The organism is Kitasatospora sp. NPDC002543 (genome assembly GCF_053594915.1).
This window is the reverse complement of the sequence record NZ_JBSFWR010000033.1, coordinates 42,974-60,274: the sequence shown is the minus strand read 5'-3', so window position 1 is coordinate 60,274 and position 17,301 is coordinate 42,974. Positions and strand designations below refer to the sequence as shown.

The following is a 17,301-nucleotide window of genomic DNA, read 5'->3' as shown; positions in this document are numbered from 1 at the left end:
ACTTGCGTGCTTCGCGGTGGCACCAGCGCAGTCACCTGGTGAGTACGGGGTCCGCGTTGATAGGTGGCCGGACACCGGTCAGCTCAGCCGCTCGGTTGGCCAGCAGAGGGGCCAGCTCGCGATACCAACCTCGGGCAACGGCTTGCAGCATCTCGGCCAGTGCGACCAGCTCGCCGATCCGGCCGGCGGGGCTGTCCAGCACCGATGCGAACTCCGACCGGAGACGGGTTGCCACCGTGGGGACGAGCAGACTGTTGGCGTGGAGCAGGCCCGGGTCGTAGCCGACAGGCACCAACCCCCAGCGCTCCCAGTCGAGCAGGGTGAGCGGGGCCGTCAGATTGCCCCAGTGCAGATCAGCATGGCCGGTGACCCGCTCGACCTTCTTCGGTGCGGGAACACCGAGGAACTGCGGGAAGGCTCGCTCGATCCACTCGGGCCGGATGGTGGTGCGGACGCCCTCCGCCTGGCCGAGCCGGCTCAGGGCCCGGCGCAGGCTGCTCCACCATTCGTCCGGTAGGCCGGGGTCGTGAGCGAGGTCAGCCCGATCCGGCGAGATGACCGGGAAGGTCACGTAGTCGGTGACCTCTGCTTGGTAGACGTGCTCGCCCTCCGGCCAGTCGATCATGTCGTGCAGCTGTGGTCGGGGGACATCGTCCGGAATCAGGGTGGACGCGCCGACGATGCCCTCGCCCGGCTTCCGCTGCGCGTTGGCCTTGGTCGTGCAGTTGACCCGCAGCCACCGGTTGCCGGCTCGTCGGCCCAGAGTTCGGCCCTGGAAACCCCAGACCGCGGGGCCGGTACAGATCAGCCCCAGGAGTAGGGCCGCGGTGCGGTGGGCGGCCTCCATGCGAGCCCGGGTCGCCTCATCCGGCGGCGAGTTCATCAAGGATGCTCCTCAGATGTTCAGGTGCCAGGGGGACGGCTACGGCCTTGGCCGCATCGTCCCAGTGTTCCGGAGTGCTGGCCGACACGAGGACCACGTCCAGGCCCGGTGAGGACGCAACTGCCAGGAGTGCAGCCGCTGGAGCCGACAGGCCGGGACGAATGAAATCCGCCAGTTCGGGCGTCATCAGGCCTGGCAGCTCACCTCCGTGCAGCGGTGCAGAAGCGAAGGTGGTGACGCCGGCGTCTTGCGCCTCGACGAGCGGCCCACCGCCACCGAGCGCTTGGTCGATGGGATCGGCCATGACCAGGCTGACCGGCTGCTGGAGGCCGGTGAAGTGGTGCGAGGCTGAGCCGGCGGCATCCTCGGCGAGGCCGAGCAAATCGGGCACGGTGAACGCGCCCGACGCCAGGCCCGACCAGGTAGCGACGCCGTAACCGCCGATCTGGCCGCTCTGGGCCATTTCCTCCAGCACCGCGAAGGCTTCCCGAAGCTCCGACTGCACCTGAGCGCGGTCATGGCTGACTCGCTCAGGATTGTGGACGAACACCAGATTGGCGCGGCCGAGCAGGCGCAGCGTGCGCTCCGTCTGCCACCGGATGAAGGTCTGCGCGAGACTGTGGCCGCGCGCCACCTCGTCGGCGGTCAGTACGCCGGCGGCGACCGCGGCTCGACCGTGCTCTGCCGTGTAGAACCCGGTCTTGGTCGACAGCCTGACGGCTGGGAAGTCGCCTACCACCTGCGCCAGGTGCTGCTGGGCGAAGCCATCCGAATAGTTCGGGGCGGTATCGACCCAAGCAGCACCTGCCGCGAGGGCGGTGCGCGCCGCTTGAGCAACGACGCGTACCCGGTACGTCCCCAGCCCCAACATCGCCGTCACAGCGCTGTCCCGACAACCGCAGCCGCTTGGCCCTCGATGAGTACCGACACCAGGGCAGCCACGTCCTTGACCTCCAGGCTGGCGATTTCGGCCAGCGCCCCTAGCGTGGCCGGCTCCCCGGTGAGCAGCCGCCGGAGCAGCGGAGTGGCCTGGACAGCGAAGTCCCACGCCGTGCCCGCCGCCGCCAAGGTGACAACGTCCTCGGGCGCGCGCTCCGTCAGCCTGGCCCGTGGCGCGGTCAGGCGCACGGCCACCCCAGCCCTGGCGGGCACGCCCTCGACGTACGGCAACGAGGTGATCGCCCGACCGTAGTGAGTGGTGTCCACCGACTCGGCCCACCGACTGACCAGGTTGGGGTCGGTCAGCTCGCTCAGCACCTCGGCGCGCAAATTCTCCACGTAGGTGGCCTGCTCCGGCGGCGAAGCGAACCGGGGCACGTCCAGACGCAGGACAGTACGGGACCTCAGCTGGTCGACCACCCAGGTCAGGAGATCGGCTCCGGTGCTAGTGACCAAGCCGAAGGTGAGGTGCAGCGACTCCGAACCCTGGTCAGCCGATACCGCGTGCCACCAGCCGCGCGGCAGGTAGAGCACGTCGCCCGCCGTCAGCACGATGTCCGCGACCGGCTCGCCTTCGGGAGCGTCCGGGCTTTCGACGTCTCGGAACGTTGCGGCTTCACGGGTGGGACCGTAGAGCCGCCAGCGCTTGGCTCCATACATCTGTACGACCACCACGTCGTGGTCGTCCCAATGGGTGCCGAAGCCTTCCTTCTCGGTCCACGAGGCATAGGCGTTGACCTGTACCAGCGTGCCGAGGAAGCGCTCCAGACCTTCAGCCGCCGCGCCGATGGGCGGGTGGATCTTCTCGATGGAGTCGAGAACGAGCGAGGCCCCCTCGGCCAGGCGGGCGTGCAGCTCGGCCGGCTGAACGCGGTACCACGTCACCGACCGGCGGGTGGTCACCGGCAACGCGTACCGGTGCAGCGGCAACATCTCGCCGTCCAGCGACAACCGCAGCCTTGGGGGCTCCAGCCGCTGCGTGGCCAAGATGACGTTGAGGTCGTCCCAGGAGAGCAGGCCGGCAACATCGGCGACCTGCCCGGGGATGACGGCGTAGGAGCGGTTGAACGTCTGGGCGAGGAACGAGTCCCCGCCCAGACGCACCGCCCACGAGGCAGCATCAAGCATCGTGGGCAGCCGGATCAGTCGTTGCCGTCGGAACGGCCGCTGCTGACGTCGGACGGCTGCTCGGTGCGAGCCCGCGCCGCCGCGATCTTCCGCGCCGCGACGAGGAGACCGCCCTCAGCGGCCGGAGCCGCCGGGGTGCTGTTGTGCACCATGGTCCTTCCCTTCTGTATGGACACTCCCACCGGAGTTCCGGCGGGAAGACTTTGGTGGTGGAATGTCGGCCAGGCTTAGAGGGGCTGACACGAGGCCCGGATAGCGGGCATTGGCCGACCCAACCCAACGGCGCTCAGAGCCGCTACGGGGCCGACTTCGTCCGGCAGGTCTCTACCGAACCACCCTCCAACCGGCGCGAACCAGAGCAGAATTGGCGCATCGATGTCGCAGCCAAGATGCATACCCGGGCGTGACCTGGCGCGTTGTCAGGGCAGGCGATTTGGCGTAGCAGAGGGCGGGAGCCGATGGCGGTCAAGCGGGAGCGGCTCGCTCACCGGCGCAAGGACGCCGGCCATACCCAGGAGGCCCTGGCCGACGCGTTGGGAGTCCATCGCTCGACGGTGGTGCGGTGGGAGCGGGGCCAAGGGGAGCCACAACCGTGGATGTGGGTGAAGCTGGCTCGGCTGCTGAAGATCAACACCACCGAGTTGAGGGCGATCTTTGCCGCACCGGATCAACCAGCAACTGTTGTGGAGTCGGCGCCTGCTCCACGGGCCGAAGGTCCACATCTCCTGACGCCGCTACCTGACCTCGGAGATGCCGGCATCGGGCCACCCGAACTCGGTGATCCGGAGCAAGAAGCTGCCGCTGTCGGCTCGCCCATGGCCCTGATGGGCGACGGCGTCAGAGTGGGCTGCCGCACGTCTGACGGGAGGATCATCTTCGTGACCATGCCGCGCCGCGCCGTACTCCGCTCGGCCGCCGCAGCCGCCGGCGCGACGCTGTTCGCGGGAACTGCGAGTGCGCCTGCGGCGAAGCCGCTGCTGTCGCCCGACCTGCACCCCGTCGAGAACCTGCGCCGGCTGCGCAAGTCCCTGGTGGAGTGCGACAACGTGCTGGGGCCGCGAGACGTCATCGCCAGTACCCTGGATCACCTGCGCTCGATCCAGCAGCTGCGCCGCGACGCCGTCGGCCGTGACCGGCAGGGCCTCATGCAGGTCCAGGCCGAGTACGCCGAGTTCTCCAGCTGGCTGTACCAGGACAGCGGAGACCACCGGGCGGCACAGTACTGGGCGGACCGGGCCCTCGATTGGTCCAACGCCGCCGGTGACCATGAACTGACCGTCTACGTCACCGTCCGCAAGGCGCAGCTGGCCGGCGACATGAAGGAATCGCTCGACGCCATCGATCTGGCCGAGTCGGCCCAGCGGATCGCCCCACCGGGCAGTCGCCTGGTCGCCATGGCCAGGGTTTACGCGGCGCACGGTCACGCACTAGCAGGCGACGAGCTGGCCTGCCAGCGGGCGTACGACGAAGCGCTGGAGCTGGTGACTGGCCCCAAGGACGTGCCAGCCGGCCGCGGCCGCTGGTTGGAAGCCGCCTACGTCGAAGCGCAGCGAGCACGCTCACTGGCCATCCTCGGCCGCTATGAGGTGGCAGTGAGCGGGTTCGACCAGGCCATCCGGGCCTTGCCGGCATCGTTTCGGCGTGACCGTGGGGTGTACCTGGCCCGGTCCGCCGGAGCGCAGCTGCGCGCCGTTGGACCGGAGCAGGCCGCGATCACGGCAATTGACGCGCTTTCAGTGGCAGTGGCCACCGGGTCGGGCCGGATCTTTGGTGAACTGGCCTCACTCGACCACCAGTTGCAGCGCTGGCAGACCGTGGCCGAGGTCGTGCAGTTCCGCCAGGCTCTCGACAGCGTCATGCTCCATGAAGTGTGATCTCCCCAGGACCACGACACCGCACCCCGCGAAGAACGGAACCACGATGGCCGAACGCCCCTTCGTCCTGCTGAGTGTTGCCACCTCGATCGATGGCTACATCGACGACACCTCGCCGGAGCGGCTGCTGCTGTCGAACGCGGCCGACTTCGATCGGGTGGACCAGGTGCGGGCCGAGTCGGATGCCATCCTCGTCGGCGGCAACACCCTGCGCAGCGACAACCCGCGCCTGCTGGTCAACAGCGACAAGCGCCGGGCCGACCGGGTGGCGGCCGGCAAGCCGGAGTACCCGCTGAAGGTCACCATCACGGGCAGCGGCGACCTGGACCGCGACCTCAAGTTCTGGCACTTCGGAGACAAGAAGGTCGCCTACACAACCGACGCCGGCGCCCTGAAGCTGCGCGACCGCCTGGATGGCCTGGCCGACGTCGTAAGCACCGGAGACACGGTCGACTTCGGCGCCATGCTCGAAGATCTGGCGACCCGCGGCGTGAGCCGCCTGATGGTCGAGGGCGGCGGCCAGATCCACACCCAGTTCCTCGCCCAGGGCCTGGCTGACGAAATCCACCTGGCCGTGGCACCGCTGCTTGTCGGTGAAGCCGGTGCACCCCGCTTCGTCCATCCGGCCGAGTTCCCCGGTGGCAGCACCCATCGGATGCAGCTGCTGGGGGCGGAGATGGTGGGCGACGTCGCGCTGCTGCGCTACGCACCGAAGAAGGTGTAGGTCCGACCTTTACCGAATCTGATCGCGCGATGTCGGGCCGCTTACCTGACAGCTGCTGGGCGGGTCCGGCAGCCCTGAGCCATGAGGTACACGCGGGGCGGCGGGTTGACCGGCGCTGGACACCAGTTGGCCGAGCACGGGGCGCCCGCGAGGCACTCGCCCTGGGGCGGGCGAGTGCCTTCGCGTGTTCAGTGCTGTTCGTCGCGCAGCTCGGGGCGGGGCATCCTGTGAGGCACGGTGGCGATCGCGAGGGCGAGGAGGGCCGCACTCACGGGTGCCCCTCCTCCTCGTCGTCCAGGTCGCGGAGCAGGTGGAGGAGGTTGAGCAGCGTGCTCGCCGGCGCGGTCCCGAAGTCGATCAGGGTGCGGCCGTCGATGGTGGTCTCGCCGGGCGAGGCGGATCCCCAGAGGAGTCCGCGCGGCAGGCCGCGCCGGTGCAACTCGCCCAGGAGGCCGATGAGATGGGGCTTGGTGCAGTCGCGCATCCGGGGTCCCTCCGGCAGGGCGGGGTCGGGGGTCACGCGGCGGAGTCCAGCTCGTACCAGATGCTCTTGCCGCGCTTCTGCGGGTCGACGCCCCAGCGGTGGGTGAGTCCGGCGACGAGCTGGAGGCCCCGGCCGGACTCGGCGGAGTCGGCGGGGGTTCGCTGCTCGGGGAGGGCGTCGCTCTCGTCGGAGACGGTGACCCTGAGGGTGCGGCCGAGGACGGAGAACCAGACGACGGGCGCGGGGGTGTCGCCGTGCCGCCAGGCGTTGACGACGAGCTCCATCAGTGCGAGTTCGGCGTTGAAGATGCTGTCGGCGTCCCAGCCGCCGCTGCGGGTCATCGCGTCCCGCAGGGCCTGGCGGGAGAGGGCGAGCGAGGGGGTGTTACGGGTGCACACGGGAACCTCCGTGAGGCTGTGGTGTGGGGAGGTGATGACGGTCGTCACCGTGAGCCGCGCAGAAGAATGTAGCGGTCAACTCGTCGCCGTCGCTGGCGTGTTGCCGCATGTTGCTCCCCCATGATCCGGCCGCATGCCACCTCCGACCTTCGCCCTACGACCACCCAAGGTCAAACGTTCGACGGCACCGGAGCTCGCCCAGGCGGCGAGCATGCGCCCGGCCACCTGACTGCGGCGGTGCGACTCGAACGCGATTTCGGCGTAGCGCGTGCGACCGTCCAGAAGGTCACGGCGGCGCTTCGCGAAGATGGGCTGATCCGGGCCGAGACCGGCATGGGGAGCTTCGCGACAGACCGCACGAGGTAGCCCCGCCCGGGCGAACCCGGACGGGGCCGTTTCGAGGGGTGACTCAGCGGGACTTCGAGACGACGAATCCTCGCGCCGGGCCGGCCTGCCGGGACCGGCCCGCGATGAGCGTCAGTACTTCGTCGGTGATGTCCCGCCGGGTAGCAGCATCGGCGTGGTCGTACACCCTCCAACGCCCGTTCGGGTTGTCGAGGTCTTCGGGGGAGACGATTCCCCGAAGACCTAGCCGTTGAAGGGTGTTGGCGACTTGCCGGGCTTCGCTCTCATCCATGCGTCCCGCCCTTTCCACGTTTGGTGGGCCCAGGCTAGTGGGCTTCGCCGCCCCCACCTCCACCACCGCCACCGCCGTTGCAGTGCGACGCGCACGCCCCGGGGTTGATCGGTCCGCACCCACCGGGCACCGGCGTGTGGGAGCAGTTCGCGGCCACGGCCACCAGTGCGCGGGTCGGGCCGGTCCACAGCTCGTGGTCCGGGGTGTACCCGGCCTCTTCGATGAGTGCCACGGTCCGGCTGAGCGCGGCCGCGTCGTGACGCGTCGGGTCGGGCCGCTCCGGGTAGTGGTGGACGAACCCACCGAGCTTGTCGCACAGCTCGGCGTACACGCGGGTGTGCAGGACGAGCGCGTGCCAACCCTCGTCCACGACATTGGACGGCGTGATGCGCACGGTGGGGAACGTACGGGCGGCAACGACGAACTTGAGCGCTTCGGTGACGATGCGCTCGGCGGTACCGGCGGCCATACCGGGGTTGTTGTCCAGGACGGTGAAGGCAGCCCCGTCGAACTGCGCCGGGGTGAGCAGGGTGCGGACGTCGGGACCGGCGGGGCCGGGCGGACGCTCGAACGTGGTCATACTGGTGTCTCCTCACATCGTGCGGAGTTCCGGGCACCGATTGGTGTCCGGGGTGTGCGGTGTTGCGGAGCCCGCTCCGGCTGGCTGCCTTCCAGGGATGACCGGCCGGGGCGGGAGTCTTGTGGCCCGTTCAACCCGGCTGGCTGCCCACGGGGGGCACCGGTTCGAACGGGAGTCGGGACGGGTGGCTCAGGCGGTTCACCTGGCATTGGTTCTCCGTCGGCTCCGGGCCGGCGCAACGAGTCGTCGGGAAGACCGGCGCCTCGCCCTCGTACCGCCTTACCGAGACGTTCGCCCAGGTGTCACCAACTGGGCCTTGGCACTGTCGACTTGGTGACTACTCCGAGGAGTTGTCGACGCCGGTCGAGTTCGGCCCGGAGCGCGCGAAGCGGCAGACACTGACCCGGGGACGAGAACGGACAACTCGAACGATCTTGCGCCGGGCTTCACCATTGCCGCTCCCCTGCATCCACGGAGGGCTTGATGATGCCCTGGCGGATCAGACCATTGCGACGCCGCCGAGGCGTCCCTTCGACGTCCCGACAAGGCGTCATTTCGGTGTCATTCAGCGAAAGGCGGGCCTATGGTGGGCTTCATGACGACGCCGAACGAGACCTTGCGGTCGGTACGCCTGGGACTTCGCCTCAGCCAGGACGAGTTCGCGAAGCGCCTGAGGGCAGTTGGGACGGTCCAGGGAGAGCCCAATGACGCCAGCAAGCGTCTCGTGCAGCGCTGGGAATCAGGGGAGGTCAGGTTTCCCCGCCCGGTGTACGTTCGAGCCCTTGAGGCGGTCACCAAGCTCTCCGTGGACCGCCTCGGCTTCCGAATCACCACAGCTGCCACCAAGGGTCAGCGTGGACGGCATGGGAGGCCATGACGTGACTAGCGATGAACCGAGTGTTCCTGTGCAGACTCCGCCCGCGCCTTCGAGCGAGGACTACTCGGGGGTCTGGATCAGCCACTACGAGTTATTCAGCAGCAGCCGGGAGAACACGTTCACCGGCCTGCACCACGTCGTCCTGTCCCAGAGCGGGAACCGGATCACCGGTCATTCCCTTCCCGGTGCGTCGTCCAATCCCGACTCGCCGCTGTCGTTCGATCTCACTGTGGACCGGAACGTCGTGACGGGTTCATGGGTGGAGCAGACCGCACAGGACGGCTACTACCAGGGGGCCAGGTACCACGGCGCCATTCAGTTGCTGGTCGATCCGACCGGACGTCGCATGGCCGGCAAGTGGGTTGGCTTCGGCAAGGAGTTCGACGTCAACACTGGGCCCTGGGAACTCCGTCTACTGGACAAGTCCACGGCTGAAGACGTCCTGAGTCGCTACAGCGTGCCGCCGGAGGCGTAGCGCGCCTGAGCCACAAGCGCAGAGAACCCCCGCGCCCGCCACCCCGGGGGCGCGGGGGCCGTCTGTCGTCCGAAGGCTCAGACCTCGCGGACGCCCGCGCGCCAGACCGCCGCCGTCAGCGGCACGCCCGGGCGGTAGGCCAGGTGGACGTGCGACGGCGCTTCCAGCAGCAGCAGGTCGGCGCGGGCGCCGACCGTGACGGTGCCGACGTCGCTGCGCCGCAGGGCGCGGGCGCCGCCCGCGGTGGCCGCCCAGACCGCCTCGTCCGGGGTCATGCCCATCTCCCGCACGGCCACCGCGATGCAGAACGCCATCGAACTGGTGAAGCTGGAGCCCGGGTTGCAGTCCGTGGACAGCGCCACCACCGCTCCCGCATCAAGCAGCCGGCGCCCGCTCGGGTACTCGGCGCGGGTGGAGAACTCCGCCCCCGGCAGCAGGGTCGCGACCGTCGCCGAGCCGGCCAGCGCCGCCACGTCCTCGTCGGTCAGGTGGGTGCAGTGGTCCGCCGAGGCGGCCCCCAGCTCCACCGCGAGCTGCACGCCGGGCCCGTACGTCAGCTGGTTGGCGTGCACCCTCGGGGTGAGGCCGCGGGCGATACCGGCGGTGAGGATCTCCCGCGCCTGGTCCCCGTCGAACGCGCCCTTCTCGCAGAACACGTCCACCCAACGGGCGTGCGGCGCACAGGCGTCCAGCATCTCGCCCGTGACCAGCTCCACGTACCCCGCCGGGTCCTCGGCGTACTCGGGGGCGACGACGTGGGCGCCCAGGTAGGTGGTCTCCGGGGTGTGCTTCGCGGCGATACGCAGGGCGCGCGCCTCGTCCTCGACGGTGAGCCCGTAGCCGGACTTGCACTCGATGGTGGTGGTGCCCTGGCGCACCGCCTCCCGGACGAACCGGGCCAGGTTGGCGTCCAGTTCGGCGTCGGACGCGGCCCGCGTGGCCGCCACCGTCGTCCGGATGCCGCCCGCCGAGTACGCCTGCCCGGACATCCGGGCGTTGAACTCGGCCGTACGGTCCCCCGCGAACACCAGGTGGGCGTGCGAGTCGACGAAGCCGGGCAGCAGTGCCCGGCCCTCGGCGTCGAAGCGCTCGTCCGCCGCCGGGGCGTCGGCCGCCGGGCCGACCCAGGCGACGGTGGCGCCGTCGACCACCACGGCCGCGTCGGTCAGCAGGCCGAGCGGCCCGGTGCCGTGCCCGGGGTCGTTGGTGACCAGGCTGCCGATTCCGGTGATCAGGGTGCTCAAGACAAGGCCTCTCGGGGGAAGGTTGGGGGAAGGGTCAGCAGCTCAGCGCGCTGATCGAACGCCGCAGCGCGCCCGGCACGTCAGCCACCAGCTGGTGCGTGCCGTCCCGCACCACCTGCCGCCCGCCGACGACCAGGTGCCGCACGTCCGCCGCCGAGGCCGCGAAGACGGCGATCTCGGCGCCGAGTCGGGCCGGCGGGCCCGCCGTGCGGACGCTGTCCAGCGCGATCACCGTGAAGTCGGCGAGCGCCCCGGCCTCGATCCGCCCGGCCTCCGGCCAGCCGAGCGAGGCGTGCCCGTCCTCACCACCGGCCCGCAGCAGCGCGTTCGCCGTCCAGTGGCCGCGCGTCCGCGTCCGCAGCCGCTCGTCCAGCTCCAGCGCCCGGGCCTCCTCCCACGGGTCGATCACCGCGTGGCTGTCGCTGCCCAGGGTGATCGGGGAGCCCGCCGAGGCGAGCGCCCGCGCCGGGCCGATGCCGTCCGCGAGGTCCCGCTCGGTGGTGGGGCACATGCAGATGGTCGTCCCCGAGTCGGCGAGGAGCGTGACGTCCTCGTCGGTCAGGTGGGTGGCATGCACGGCCGAGGTGCGCGGGCCGAGCGCCCCGTGGTCGGCGAGCAGCCGGGTCGGGGTGACGCCGTGCGCGGCCAGGCAGGCGTCGTTCTCGGCGGTCTGCTCGGACAGGTGGACGTGCAGCGGCGCACCGCGCGTCGCCGACCACTGCGCGACGGTGCCCAGCTGGTCGGCCGGGACGGCCCGCACCGAGTGGATGGCGGCGCCGATCCGGGCGTGCTCGCGCGGCTTGAGCGCGTCCGCCCGGGCCGCCCATGCCTCGGCGTCGCCGTCGCTGAACCGCTGCTGCGGCCCGGTCGGCTCGGCGCCGAAGCCGGAGGAGAGGTAGCAGGTGTCCAGCAGGGTGATCCGGATGCCGGCCCGGGCGGCGGCCTCGATCAGCGCCTCGCCCATCGCGTTGGGGTCGGTGTACCGGGCGCCGCCGGGCGCGTGGTGCAGGTAGTGGAACTCGCCGACGGCGGTGATGCCGGCCAGCGCCATCTCGGCGTAGACGGCGGTGGCGAGCGCCAGGTAGCGGTCCGGGTCCAGCGCGCCGGCGAACCGGTACATGGTGTCGCGCCAGGTCCAGAAGGTGCCGGAGCCGACCTGGACGTGCCCGCGCAGCGCCCGGTGGAAGGCGTGCGAGTGGGCGTTCGCCTGGCCGGGCAGCAGCAGCCCGTCGAGCCGGACGGCGCCGGGCGGGCAGGGGCCGCTGTCCGGGGTGACGGCGGTGATGCGGCCGCCGGGGCCGGTGGCAATCAGCACGTCCCGCTCGACCGCCGGGCCGTTCACGCCCGGCAGCCAGGCGTGCTGCGCCCAGTACGTCGTCGCGGTCACTGACACGCCAGGTCCTCCAGTACGTCGGCGAGCGCGGCGACCCCGGCCAGGCAGTCGGCCGGCTCGGCGTGCTCGGCCGGGGAGTGCGAGACCCCGGTGGGGTTGCGCACGAACAGCATGGCGGTCGGGACCGCGGAGGCCAGGATGCCGGCGTCGTGTCCCGCGCCGGTGGGCAGCACCGGGGCGTCGAGCAGCTTGGCCAGCCGGTCCCGCAGCGGCCCGTCGAAGTCCACCACCGGGGTGTAGGACTCGCGGGTCAGCTCGACCCGGACGCCGTCGCGCTCCCCGCGTTCGGCGGCGGCCTGCTCGATCGCGGCGACCAGCGCGGTGAGGGTGTGTTCGTCGGCTGCCCGGGAGTCCAGCCAGCCGCGCACCAGCGAGGCGATCGCGTTGGTGCCGTTGGGCTCCACCGCGACCTTGCCGAAGGTGGCCAGCGCGCCCGCCAGCTTCGCCTTCTTGCGGGCCGCCAGCACGGTGTTGGCGTAGGTCAGCATCGGGTCGCGGCGGTCCTCGATCCGGGTGGTGCCGGCGTGGTTGGCCTCGCCGTGGAAGTCGAACCGCCAGCGGCCGTGCGGCCAGATCGCGCTCGCCACGCCGACCGGCCGCTCCTCGGTGAGGTACCGGCCCTGCTCGACGTGGAGCTCGACGAAGGCGCCGATCCGGGCCAGCCGCTCGTCGTCCGCGCCGATGGCGGTCGGGTCGTAGCCGGCCTTCTCCATCGCGTCGGGCAGCCGGACGCCGTCGGCGTCGCGCAGCCCGTACGCCTGCTCGCGGCCGAGGACGCCGGCGGTCAGCCGGGAGCCGATGCAGGCCACGCCGAACCGGGCGCCCTCCTCGTCGCCGAAGTTGACGATCGCCAGCGGCCTGGTGAGGTCGGCGCCGCGGGCGCGCAGCTCGTCCAGCGCGGCGAAGGAGGAGACGACGCCCAGCGGGCCGTCGAAGGCGCCGCCGTCCGGGACGGAGTCCAGGTGGGAGCCGGTGACGACGGCCCCCTGCCCGTTCGGGTCGCCCAGCCAGGCCCACTGGTTGCCGTTGCGGTCCAGCTCGTACGTGAGGCCGCGGCCGCGGGCCTGCTGCTCGAACCAGGCGCGGCATTCGGCGTCGGCGGAGTTCCAGGCGAAGCGGCGGTAGCCGCCGGAGGCGGCGGAGCGGCCCACCGGGAGCAGCTCCGCCCACATCTCCTCGAAGGAAGGAGCCGTCACAGCTCACCCATGGGAACGCGCACACCGCGCTCGTCCGCGACCTCGACCGCACGGTCGTAGCCCGCGTCCACGTGCCGGATGACGCCCATGCCCGGGTCGTTGGTGAGCACCCGGCGGATCTTCTCCCCGGCCAGCGCGGTGCCGTCGGCGACGGTGACCTGCCCGGCGTGGATCGAGCGGCCGATGCCGACGCCGCCGCCGTGGTGGATGGACACCCAGGAGGCGCCGGAGGCCACGTTGACCATGGCGTTGAGCAGCGGCCAGTCGGCGATCGCGTCGGAGCCGTCCAGCATCGCCTCGGTCTCGCGGTACGGGGAGGCGACCGAGCCGCAGTCCAGGTGGTCGCGGCCGATCACGATCGGGGCGGAGAGCTCACCGGAGGCGACCATGTCGTTGAAGCGCTCGCCGGCCTTGTCGCGCTCGCCGTAGCCGAGCCAGCAGATGCGCGCCGGCAGTCCCTGGAAGTGCACCTTCTCCTGGGCCATCCTGATCCAGCGGGCCAGCGACTCGTTCTCCGGGAAGAGGTCGAGGACGGCCTTGTCGGTCTTGTGGATGTCCTGCGGGTCGCCGGACAGCGCCGCCCAGCGGAACGGGCCCTTGCCCTCGCAGAACAGCGGCCGGATGTACGCCGGGACGAAGCCCGGGAAGGCGAAGGCCCGGTCGTAGCCTGCCAGTTGGGCCTCGCCGCGGATCGAGTTGCCGTAGTCGAAGACCTCGGCGCCGCGGTCCAGGAAGCCGACCATCGCCTCGACGTGCCGGGCCATCGACTCGCGCGCCCGCTGGGTGAACTCGGCGGGCTTGGCGGCGGCGTAGTCCGCCATGTCCTCGAAGGCGACGCCGACCGGCAGGTAGGCCAGCGGGTCGTGGGCGCTGGTCTGGTCGGTGACGATGTCGATCGGCGCGTCCATCGCGAGCAGCTGCGGGACCAGCTCGGCGGCGTTGCCCAGCACGCCGATGGAGAGCGGCTGCCGCTTGTCACGGGCGGCGGTGGCGAGCTCCAGCGCGTGCGGGAGGTCCTTGGCCTCGACGTCCAGGTAGCGGTGCTCGATCCGGCGGGCGATCCGGGACGGGTCGCAGTCGATGCAGATCGCCACGCCGCCGTTCATGGTGACGGCCAGCGGCTGGGCGCCGCCCATCCCGCCGAGGCCGGCAGTGAGGGTGATGGTGCCCTCCAGCGTGCCGCCGTAGCGCTTGTTCGCGACGGCGGAGAAGGTCTCGTAGGTGCCCTGGAGGATGCCCTGGGTGCCGATGTAGATCCACGAGCCGGCGGTCATCTGCCCGTACATGGTGAGCCCGAGGCTCTCCAGCCGGCGGAACTCCTCCCAGTTGGCCCAGTCGCCGACCAGGTTGGAGTTGGCGATCAGCACGCGCGGCGCCCACTCGTGGGTCTGCATCACGCCGACCGGGCGGCCGGACTGGACCAGCATGGTCTCGTCCTGCTTCAGCCCCTCCAGGGTCCGCACCATGGCGTCGAAGGAGCGCCAGTCCCGCGCGGCCTTGCCGGTGCCGCCGTAGACGACCAGCTTCGACGGGTGCTCGGCCACCTCCGGGTCGAGGTTGTTCATCAGCATCCGCAGGGCGGCCTCCTGCTGCCACCCCTTCGCCGTCAGCCCCGTCCCCCGTGCCGCGCGCACCTCACGCGGCCCGCTCGCCTGCTGCACCATGGTCACGGCCTCCCTGCGGATGGATTAATTCACGTTGCGTCCAGTTGAATATAACTAAACAGTCGGCTTTCGACCAGACCCCGGAACCATCCGATCAGCCCCGGCACCGGCCCACTTGGCGCGCTAGCCTGAACCTGGCGGACACCAGCCACTCGGCCCAGCACCAGAGAGCGGAGGACACGATGACGGCCATCAGCGTGCGGCCCGGCAGACTCCGGGATGTGGCGGAGGAGATCGAGCAGCGCACCGGACTTCGCGTCCAGATCGTCGGAGGAACCCTGGTGACGTCCCCGACTCCTCGCGGCAAGCACGCGGGTACCACCAAGCGCTTGTCCCGCCAGCTCGACGCCGGACTCCCCGACAGCCTGGGCGCCTACGAGGTCTCGTCGATCACCATGCCCGGCGATGCGGAGGACTACGCGACACCAGACCTCGTCGTTCTGCCGCGCGACTGGGAGGATGACGACGAGTGGCTGGCCGACCCGCACGATGTCGAACTGGCCGTGGAGGTCATCTCGACCTCCGAGCGGGTCAGCCTCATCGACGCCAAGACCAGCTGGTACGCGGTCGCAGGCGTGCCGGCCCTCCTCGCGATCGATCCGCGCGACGGCACCTGGGCGCTCCACACCCACCCCCGCGACGGCGCGTACCAGGGCGTCCTGCGCGGCAAGTACGGCGAGCCCGTCCCGCTGCCCGCGCCACTGCCCACCGAGCTGGACACCTCCGGCCTTCCGCTGTACGCGCCGCGCGGCTGAGTCAGGCCGCCGCGCCGCCGTCCCAGTCGATGCCGATCTCGGCGAGCCAGCGGCGGTCGTCGGCGTCCGGGGCGGGCGGGGACGGCGGGCGGGGGATGTTCTGGACGGGGCCCAGGCCGTACTTCTCGGCGGCCTCGGCGGCACGGGCGTCGGGTTCGATGACACCGACGTGGACGGCAGACTCGTCGCCCGGGTCGAGGACGGTCAGTTCGGGTTCGGGCAGGCGCCGCAGGGTGACGCGGCGTCCGCAGGTGGGGCAGGACCACTCGTCGGCCCCCGAGGACAGCCGGGCGACGAACTTCATCTCATGGATCACGTGCATGGGCGGCACCCCCTGCAGGAGGGGATGCCCGGGTTTGTGACGGCTACTCCCCTGCCGGGCCTCCGGGCCTCACCCGTTCCGGGCCGCACTCACTCCAGGAACAGCCCGCGGGCCGCGGCGGACTGCTCGATCGCCTCCAACCGGGCCTCGGCGCCCGGCAGTTCGTCGCACATGGACTGCAGCAGCACCCGGCCGAGCATCATCGGCGCGCACGCGGTGTCGAAGACCAGTCCGGTGCCGACGGCGGCCGGCAGCATCAGGTCGGACAGCTTGGCGACCGGCGCGAAAGCGCTGTCGGCCACGGTGATCACCGTCAGCCCGCACTCCCGGGCCACCGTCAACGCGTCCATCAGCTCCCGCGGGTAGCGCGGCAGCGCGAAGCAGAGCAGCGCGTCGGCGCCGGCCGACCGGGCCTGCTCCAGCCGGTCGGCGAGCATGCTGCCGCCCTCGTCCAGCAGCCGGATGTCCGGGTGCACCTTGGACGCGAAGTAGGCGAAGCCGCGCGCCTGCGCCGAGGCGGCCCGCAGGCCGAGCACCGGCAGCGGGCGGGAGGCGGCGAGCAGCCGGGCGGCCCGGGTGATCGGCTCGGGGTCGGCGAGGAGTTCGGCGAGGTGGCGCAGGTGGGCGATCTCGGCGAGTACGGCCTGCTGGTGCTCGTTGCGCACCGCGTCGTCCGGGGTCTCCGGAGCGGCCTGTTCGCCGCCGCCGAGTTCGCGCAGCTGCTTGCGCAGCGCCGGGTAGCCGTCGTACCCGAGTGCGACCGCGAAGCGGGTGACGGACGGCTGGCTGACGCCCGCGAGTTCGGCGACCTCCACGCTGGACAGGAACGGCGCCTCGGTGGCGTGCCGCACCAGCGAGTGGGCGATCCGGCGCTGGGTCGGCGTCAGCCGGTGCCCCTCGAACAGCTGGAGCAGCCGGGCGGAGGGGCCGACGCTGCCGGTCTCGTCGGTGGCGGTCATCAGCGGTACCTCCGGGTGCGAGGGGGTCGGACGACGACTGTGCAGGAGCGGGCCGCCCCTGGCAAAGACGTCTCGTACGGCGGGACGTCGGATGAGACGTCCCGCGGATCGGACGGATGGTCGGGTCGGGCGGGCGGGCGGATCGGACGGATGGTCGGGTCGGGCGGGCGATCGGATCGGGCGGGCGGGCGGGCGGGACGGAGGGGCCGGTCGGCCCCGTCGGGCCCGGGCAACCCTGATTTCTCCCTGAGCCCGCCCGGATTCCTCCCGCGAACCGATGGACCGGGCGCCCCGGCGGCCCCACTCTGGTTCCATGGACACTCGTCAGGACGAACTGCGGCGCGACCTCGACGCCACCCTCCAGGCCCGCAAGGAGCTCGGCAAGGAGTACGAGGACGAGCTCCTCGACTCCTTCATGAAGCGCCTCGACGCCCGGCTGGACACCCGGGTCGAGCGGTCGGTGGCCCGGCGGATGGACGGCTACGAGCCGTCCTACCGGGACGACGACCGGGACGAGGACCGCGGCCGGGGCTGGTCCTCGGGCCGGGCCGGCAACCGTCTGGCGGTGATCTCGCTCGCCCTCGGCATCCCGCTGTCCGCGATCGCCGGCAGCCCCGAGACCGGCGGCTTCGCCGGCCTGCTGGCCTGCTGGGCGGGGATCGTCGGGGTCAACTTCGCCGCCGCTCTGGGCAATCGCCGCGACCGCGGCGACCGCCGTGACCGCCGCGACCGCCGGCCGCGGGGCGACTGGGACTGAGCCCCGCTCCCC

18 protein-coding genes and 1 pseudogene are annotated in these 17,301 nt (G+C 71.3%); 5 read left to right on the top strand and 14 right to left on the bottom strand.

Annotated elements, in window-relative coordinates; genetic code table 11:
- Positions 1-31: 31 nt before the first annotated feature.
- The 4 genes from ACWD4P_RS16605 to ACWD4P_RS16590 are packed head-to-tail and all read right to left on the bottom strand — an operon-like array spanning position 32 to position 3,102.
- Positions 32-883 (bottom strand): hypothetical protein, encoded by an 852-nt coding sequence (locus tag ACWD4P_RS16605; RefSeq protein ID WP_449780052.1) that lies wholly within the window; start codon positions 881-883, stop codon positions 32-34.
- The gene (locus ACWD4P_RS16600) at positions 864-1,754 is read right to left on the bottom strand and encodes an aldo/keto reductase (RefSeq protein WP_449780062.1); all 891 of its coding nucleotides are present in this window, start codon (positions 1,752-1,754) and stop codon (positions 864-866) included. The genes ACWD4P_RS16605 and ACWD4P_RS16600 overlap by 20 nt, the downstream gene beginning before the upstream one ends.
- A 5-nt stretch (positions 1,755-1,759) precedes the next feature.
- Positions 1,760-2,950 carry a cupin domain-containing protein gene (locus tag ACWD4P_RS16595; RefSeq protein ID WP_449780051.1) on the bottom strand — a complete coding sequence of 397 codons (1,191 nt, stop codon included), beginning with the start codon at positions 2,948-2,950 and terminating at the stop codon, positions 1,760-1,762.
- A gap of 14 nt (positions 2,951-2,964) precedes the next feature.
- Positions 2,965-3,102: a hypothetical protein gene (locus tag ACWD4P_RS16590; RefSeq protein WP_449780050.1), complete on the bottom strand. Its 138-nt coding sequence runs from the start codon at positions 3,100-3,102 to the stop codon at positions 2,965-2,967.
- Between the two features lie 306 nt (positions 3,103-3,408).
- Between ACWD4P_RS16590 and ACWD4P_RS16585 the strand changes: the two genes are divergently transcribed.
- A complete protein-coding gene (locus tag ACWD4P_RS16585; RefSeq protein WP_449780049.1) occupies positions 3,409-4,824 on the top strand; it encodes a helix-turn-helix transcriptional regulator in 1,416 nt (471 codons plus the stop codon).
- Positions 4,825-4,870: 46 nt separating this feature from the next.
- Complete coding sequence (locus tag ACWD4P_RS16580) at positions 4,871-5,548, top strand: RibD family protein (protein WP_449780048.1); 678 nt, start codon at positions 4,871-4,873, stop codon at positions 5,546-5,548.
- 268 nt (positions 5,549-5,816) lie between these two features.
- On the opposite strand, the gene ACWD4P_RS16575 is transcribed toward ACWD4P_RS16580, so the two are convergent.
- From ACWD4P_RS16575 to ACWD4P_RS16560, 4 genes are all read right to left on the bottom strand, one after another.
- Positions 5,817-6,068, bottom strand: a complete 252-nt coding sequence (locus tag ACWD4P_RS16575) for a hypothetical protein (RefSeq protein WP_449780047.1) — start codon at positions 6,066-6,068, stop codon at positions 5,817-5,819.
- On the bottom strand, positions 6,065-6,430 hold the full coding sequence (locus ACWD4P_RS16570; protein WP_449780046.1) for an ATP-binding protein: 366 nt from the start codon (positions 6,428-6,430) through the stop codon (positions 6,065-6,067). The genes ACWD4P_RS16575 and ACWD4P_RS16570 overlap by 4 nt, the downstream gene beginning before the upstream one ends.
- A 409-nt stretch (positions 6,431-6,839) precedes the next feature.
- Positions 6,840-7,067, bottom strand: coding sequence for a hypothetical protein (locus tag ACWD4P_RS16565; RefSeq protein ID WP_449780045.1), 228 nt, complete (start codon positions 7,065-7,067; stop codon positions 6,840-6,842).
- 34 nt (positions 7,068-7,101) lie between these two features.
- The gene (locus tag ACWD4P_RS16560) at positions 7,102-7,647 is read right to left on the bottom strand and encodes a glycine-rich domain-containing protein (protein WP_449780044.1); all 546 of its coding nucleotides are present in this window, start codon (positions 7,645-7,647) and stop codon (positions 7,102-7,104) included.
- 595 nt (positions 7,648-8,242) lie between these two features.
- Here ACWD4P_RS16560 and ACWD4P_RS16555 point away from each other — a divergent pair.
- Positions 8,243-8,999 (top strand): annotated as a pseudogene (locus ACWD4P_RS16555) (helix-turn-helix domain-containing protein).
- Between the two features lie 77 nt (positions 9,000-9,076).
- Here the strand turns inward: ACWD4P_RS16555 and hutI are convergent.
- The 4 genes from hutI to hutU are packed head-to-tail and all read right to left on the bottom strand — an operon-like array spanning position 9,077 to position 14,496.
- Positions 9,077-10,243, bottom strand: coding sequence for an imidazolonepropionase (hutI, locus tag ACWD4P_RS16550; RefSeq protein WP_449780043.1), 1,167 nt, complete (start codon positions 10,241-10,243; stop codon positions 9,077-9,079).
- 34 nt (positions 10,244-10,277) lie between these two features.
- On the bottom strand, positions 10,278-11,630 hold the full coding sequence (locus ACWD4P_RS16545) for a formimidoylglutamate deiminase (protein WP_449780061.1): 1,353 nt from the start codon (positions 11,628-11,630) through the stop codon (positions 10,278-10,280).
- Entirely contained in the window at positions 11,627-12,808 is a 1,182-nt protein-coding gene (locus ACWD4P_RS16540) for an allantoate amidohydrolase (protein WP_359829900.1), read from the bottom strand. Before ACWD4P_RS16540 ends, ACWD4P_RS16545 begins: the two co-directional genes overlap by 4 nt.
- Before the next feature lie 20 nt (positions 12,809-12,828).
- The gene (gene hutU, locus ACWD4P_RS16535) at positions 12,829-14,496 is read right to left on the bottom strand and encodes a urocanate hydratase (RefSeq protein WP_449780042.1); all 1,668 of its coding nucleotides are present in this window, start codon (positions 14,494-14,496) and stop codon (positions 12,829-12,831) included.
- Between the two features lie 182 nt (positions 14,497-14,678).
- On the opposite strand from hutU, the gene ACWD4P_RS16530 reads away from it, so the two are divergent.
- Positions 14,679-15,251: a Uma2 family endonuclease gene (locus ACWD4P_RS16530; protein ID WP_449780041.1), complete on the top strand. Its 573-nt coding sequence runs from the start codon at positions 14,679-14,681 to the stop codon at positions 15,249-15,251.
- Position 15,252: 1 nt separating this feature from the next.
- On the opposite strand, the gene ACWD4P_RS16525 is transcribed toward ACWD4P_RS16530, so the two are convergent.
- The gene (locus ACWD4P_RS16525) at positions 15,253-15,573 is read right to left on the bottom strand and encodes a hypothetical protein (RefSeq protein WP_359829895.1); all 321 of its coding nucleotides are present in this window, start codon (positions 15,571-15,573) and stop codon (positions 15,253-15,255) included.
- A gap of 89 nt (positions 15,574-15,662) precedes the next feature.
- Positions 15,663-16,532 (bottom strand): MurR/RpiR family transcriptional regulator, encoded by an 870-nt coding sequence (locus ACWD4P_RS16520; RefSeq protein ID WP_449780040.1) that lies wholly within the window; start codon positions 16,530-16,532, stop codon positions 15,663-15,665.
- 313 nt (positions 16,533-16,845) lie between these two features.
- Here ACWD4P_RS16520 and ACWD4P_RS16515 point away from each other — a divergent pair, with 313 nt between their 5' ends.
- A complete protein-coding gene (locus ACWD4P_RS16515; protein WP_449780039.1) occupies positions 16,846-17,289 on the top strand; it encodes a hypothetical protein in 444 nt (147 codons plus the stop codon).
- Positions 17,290-17,301 lie beyond the last annotated feature (12 nt).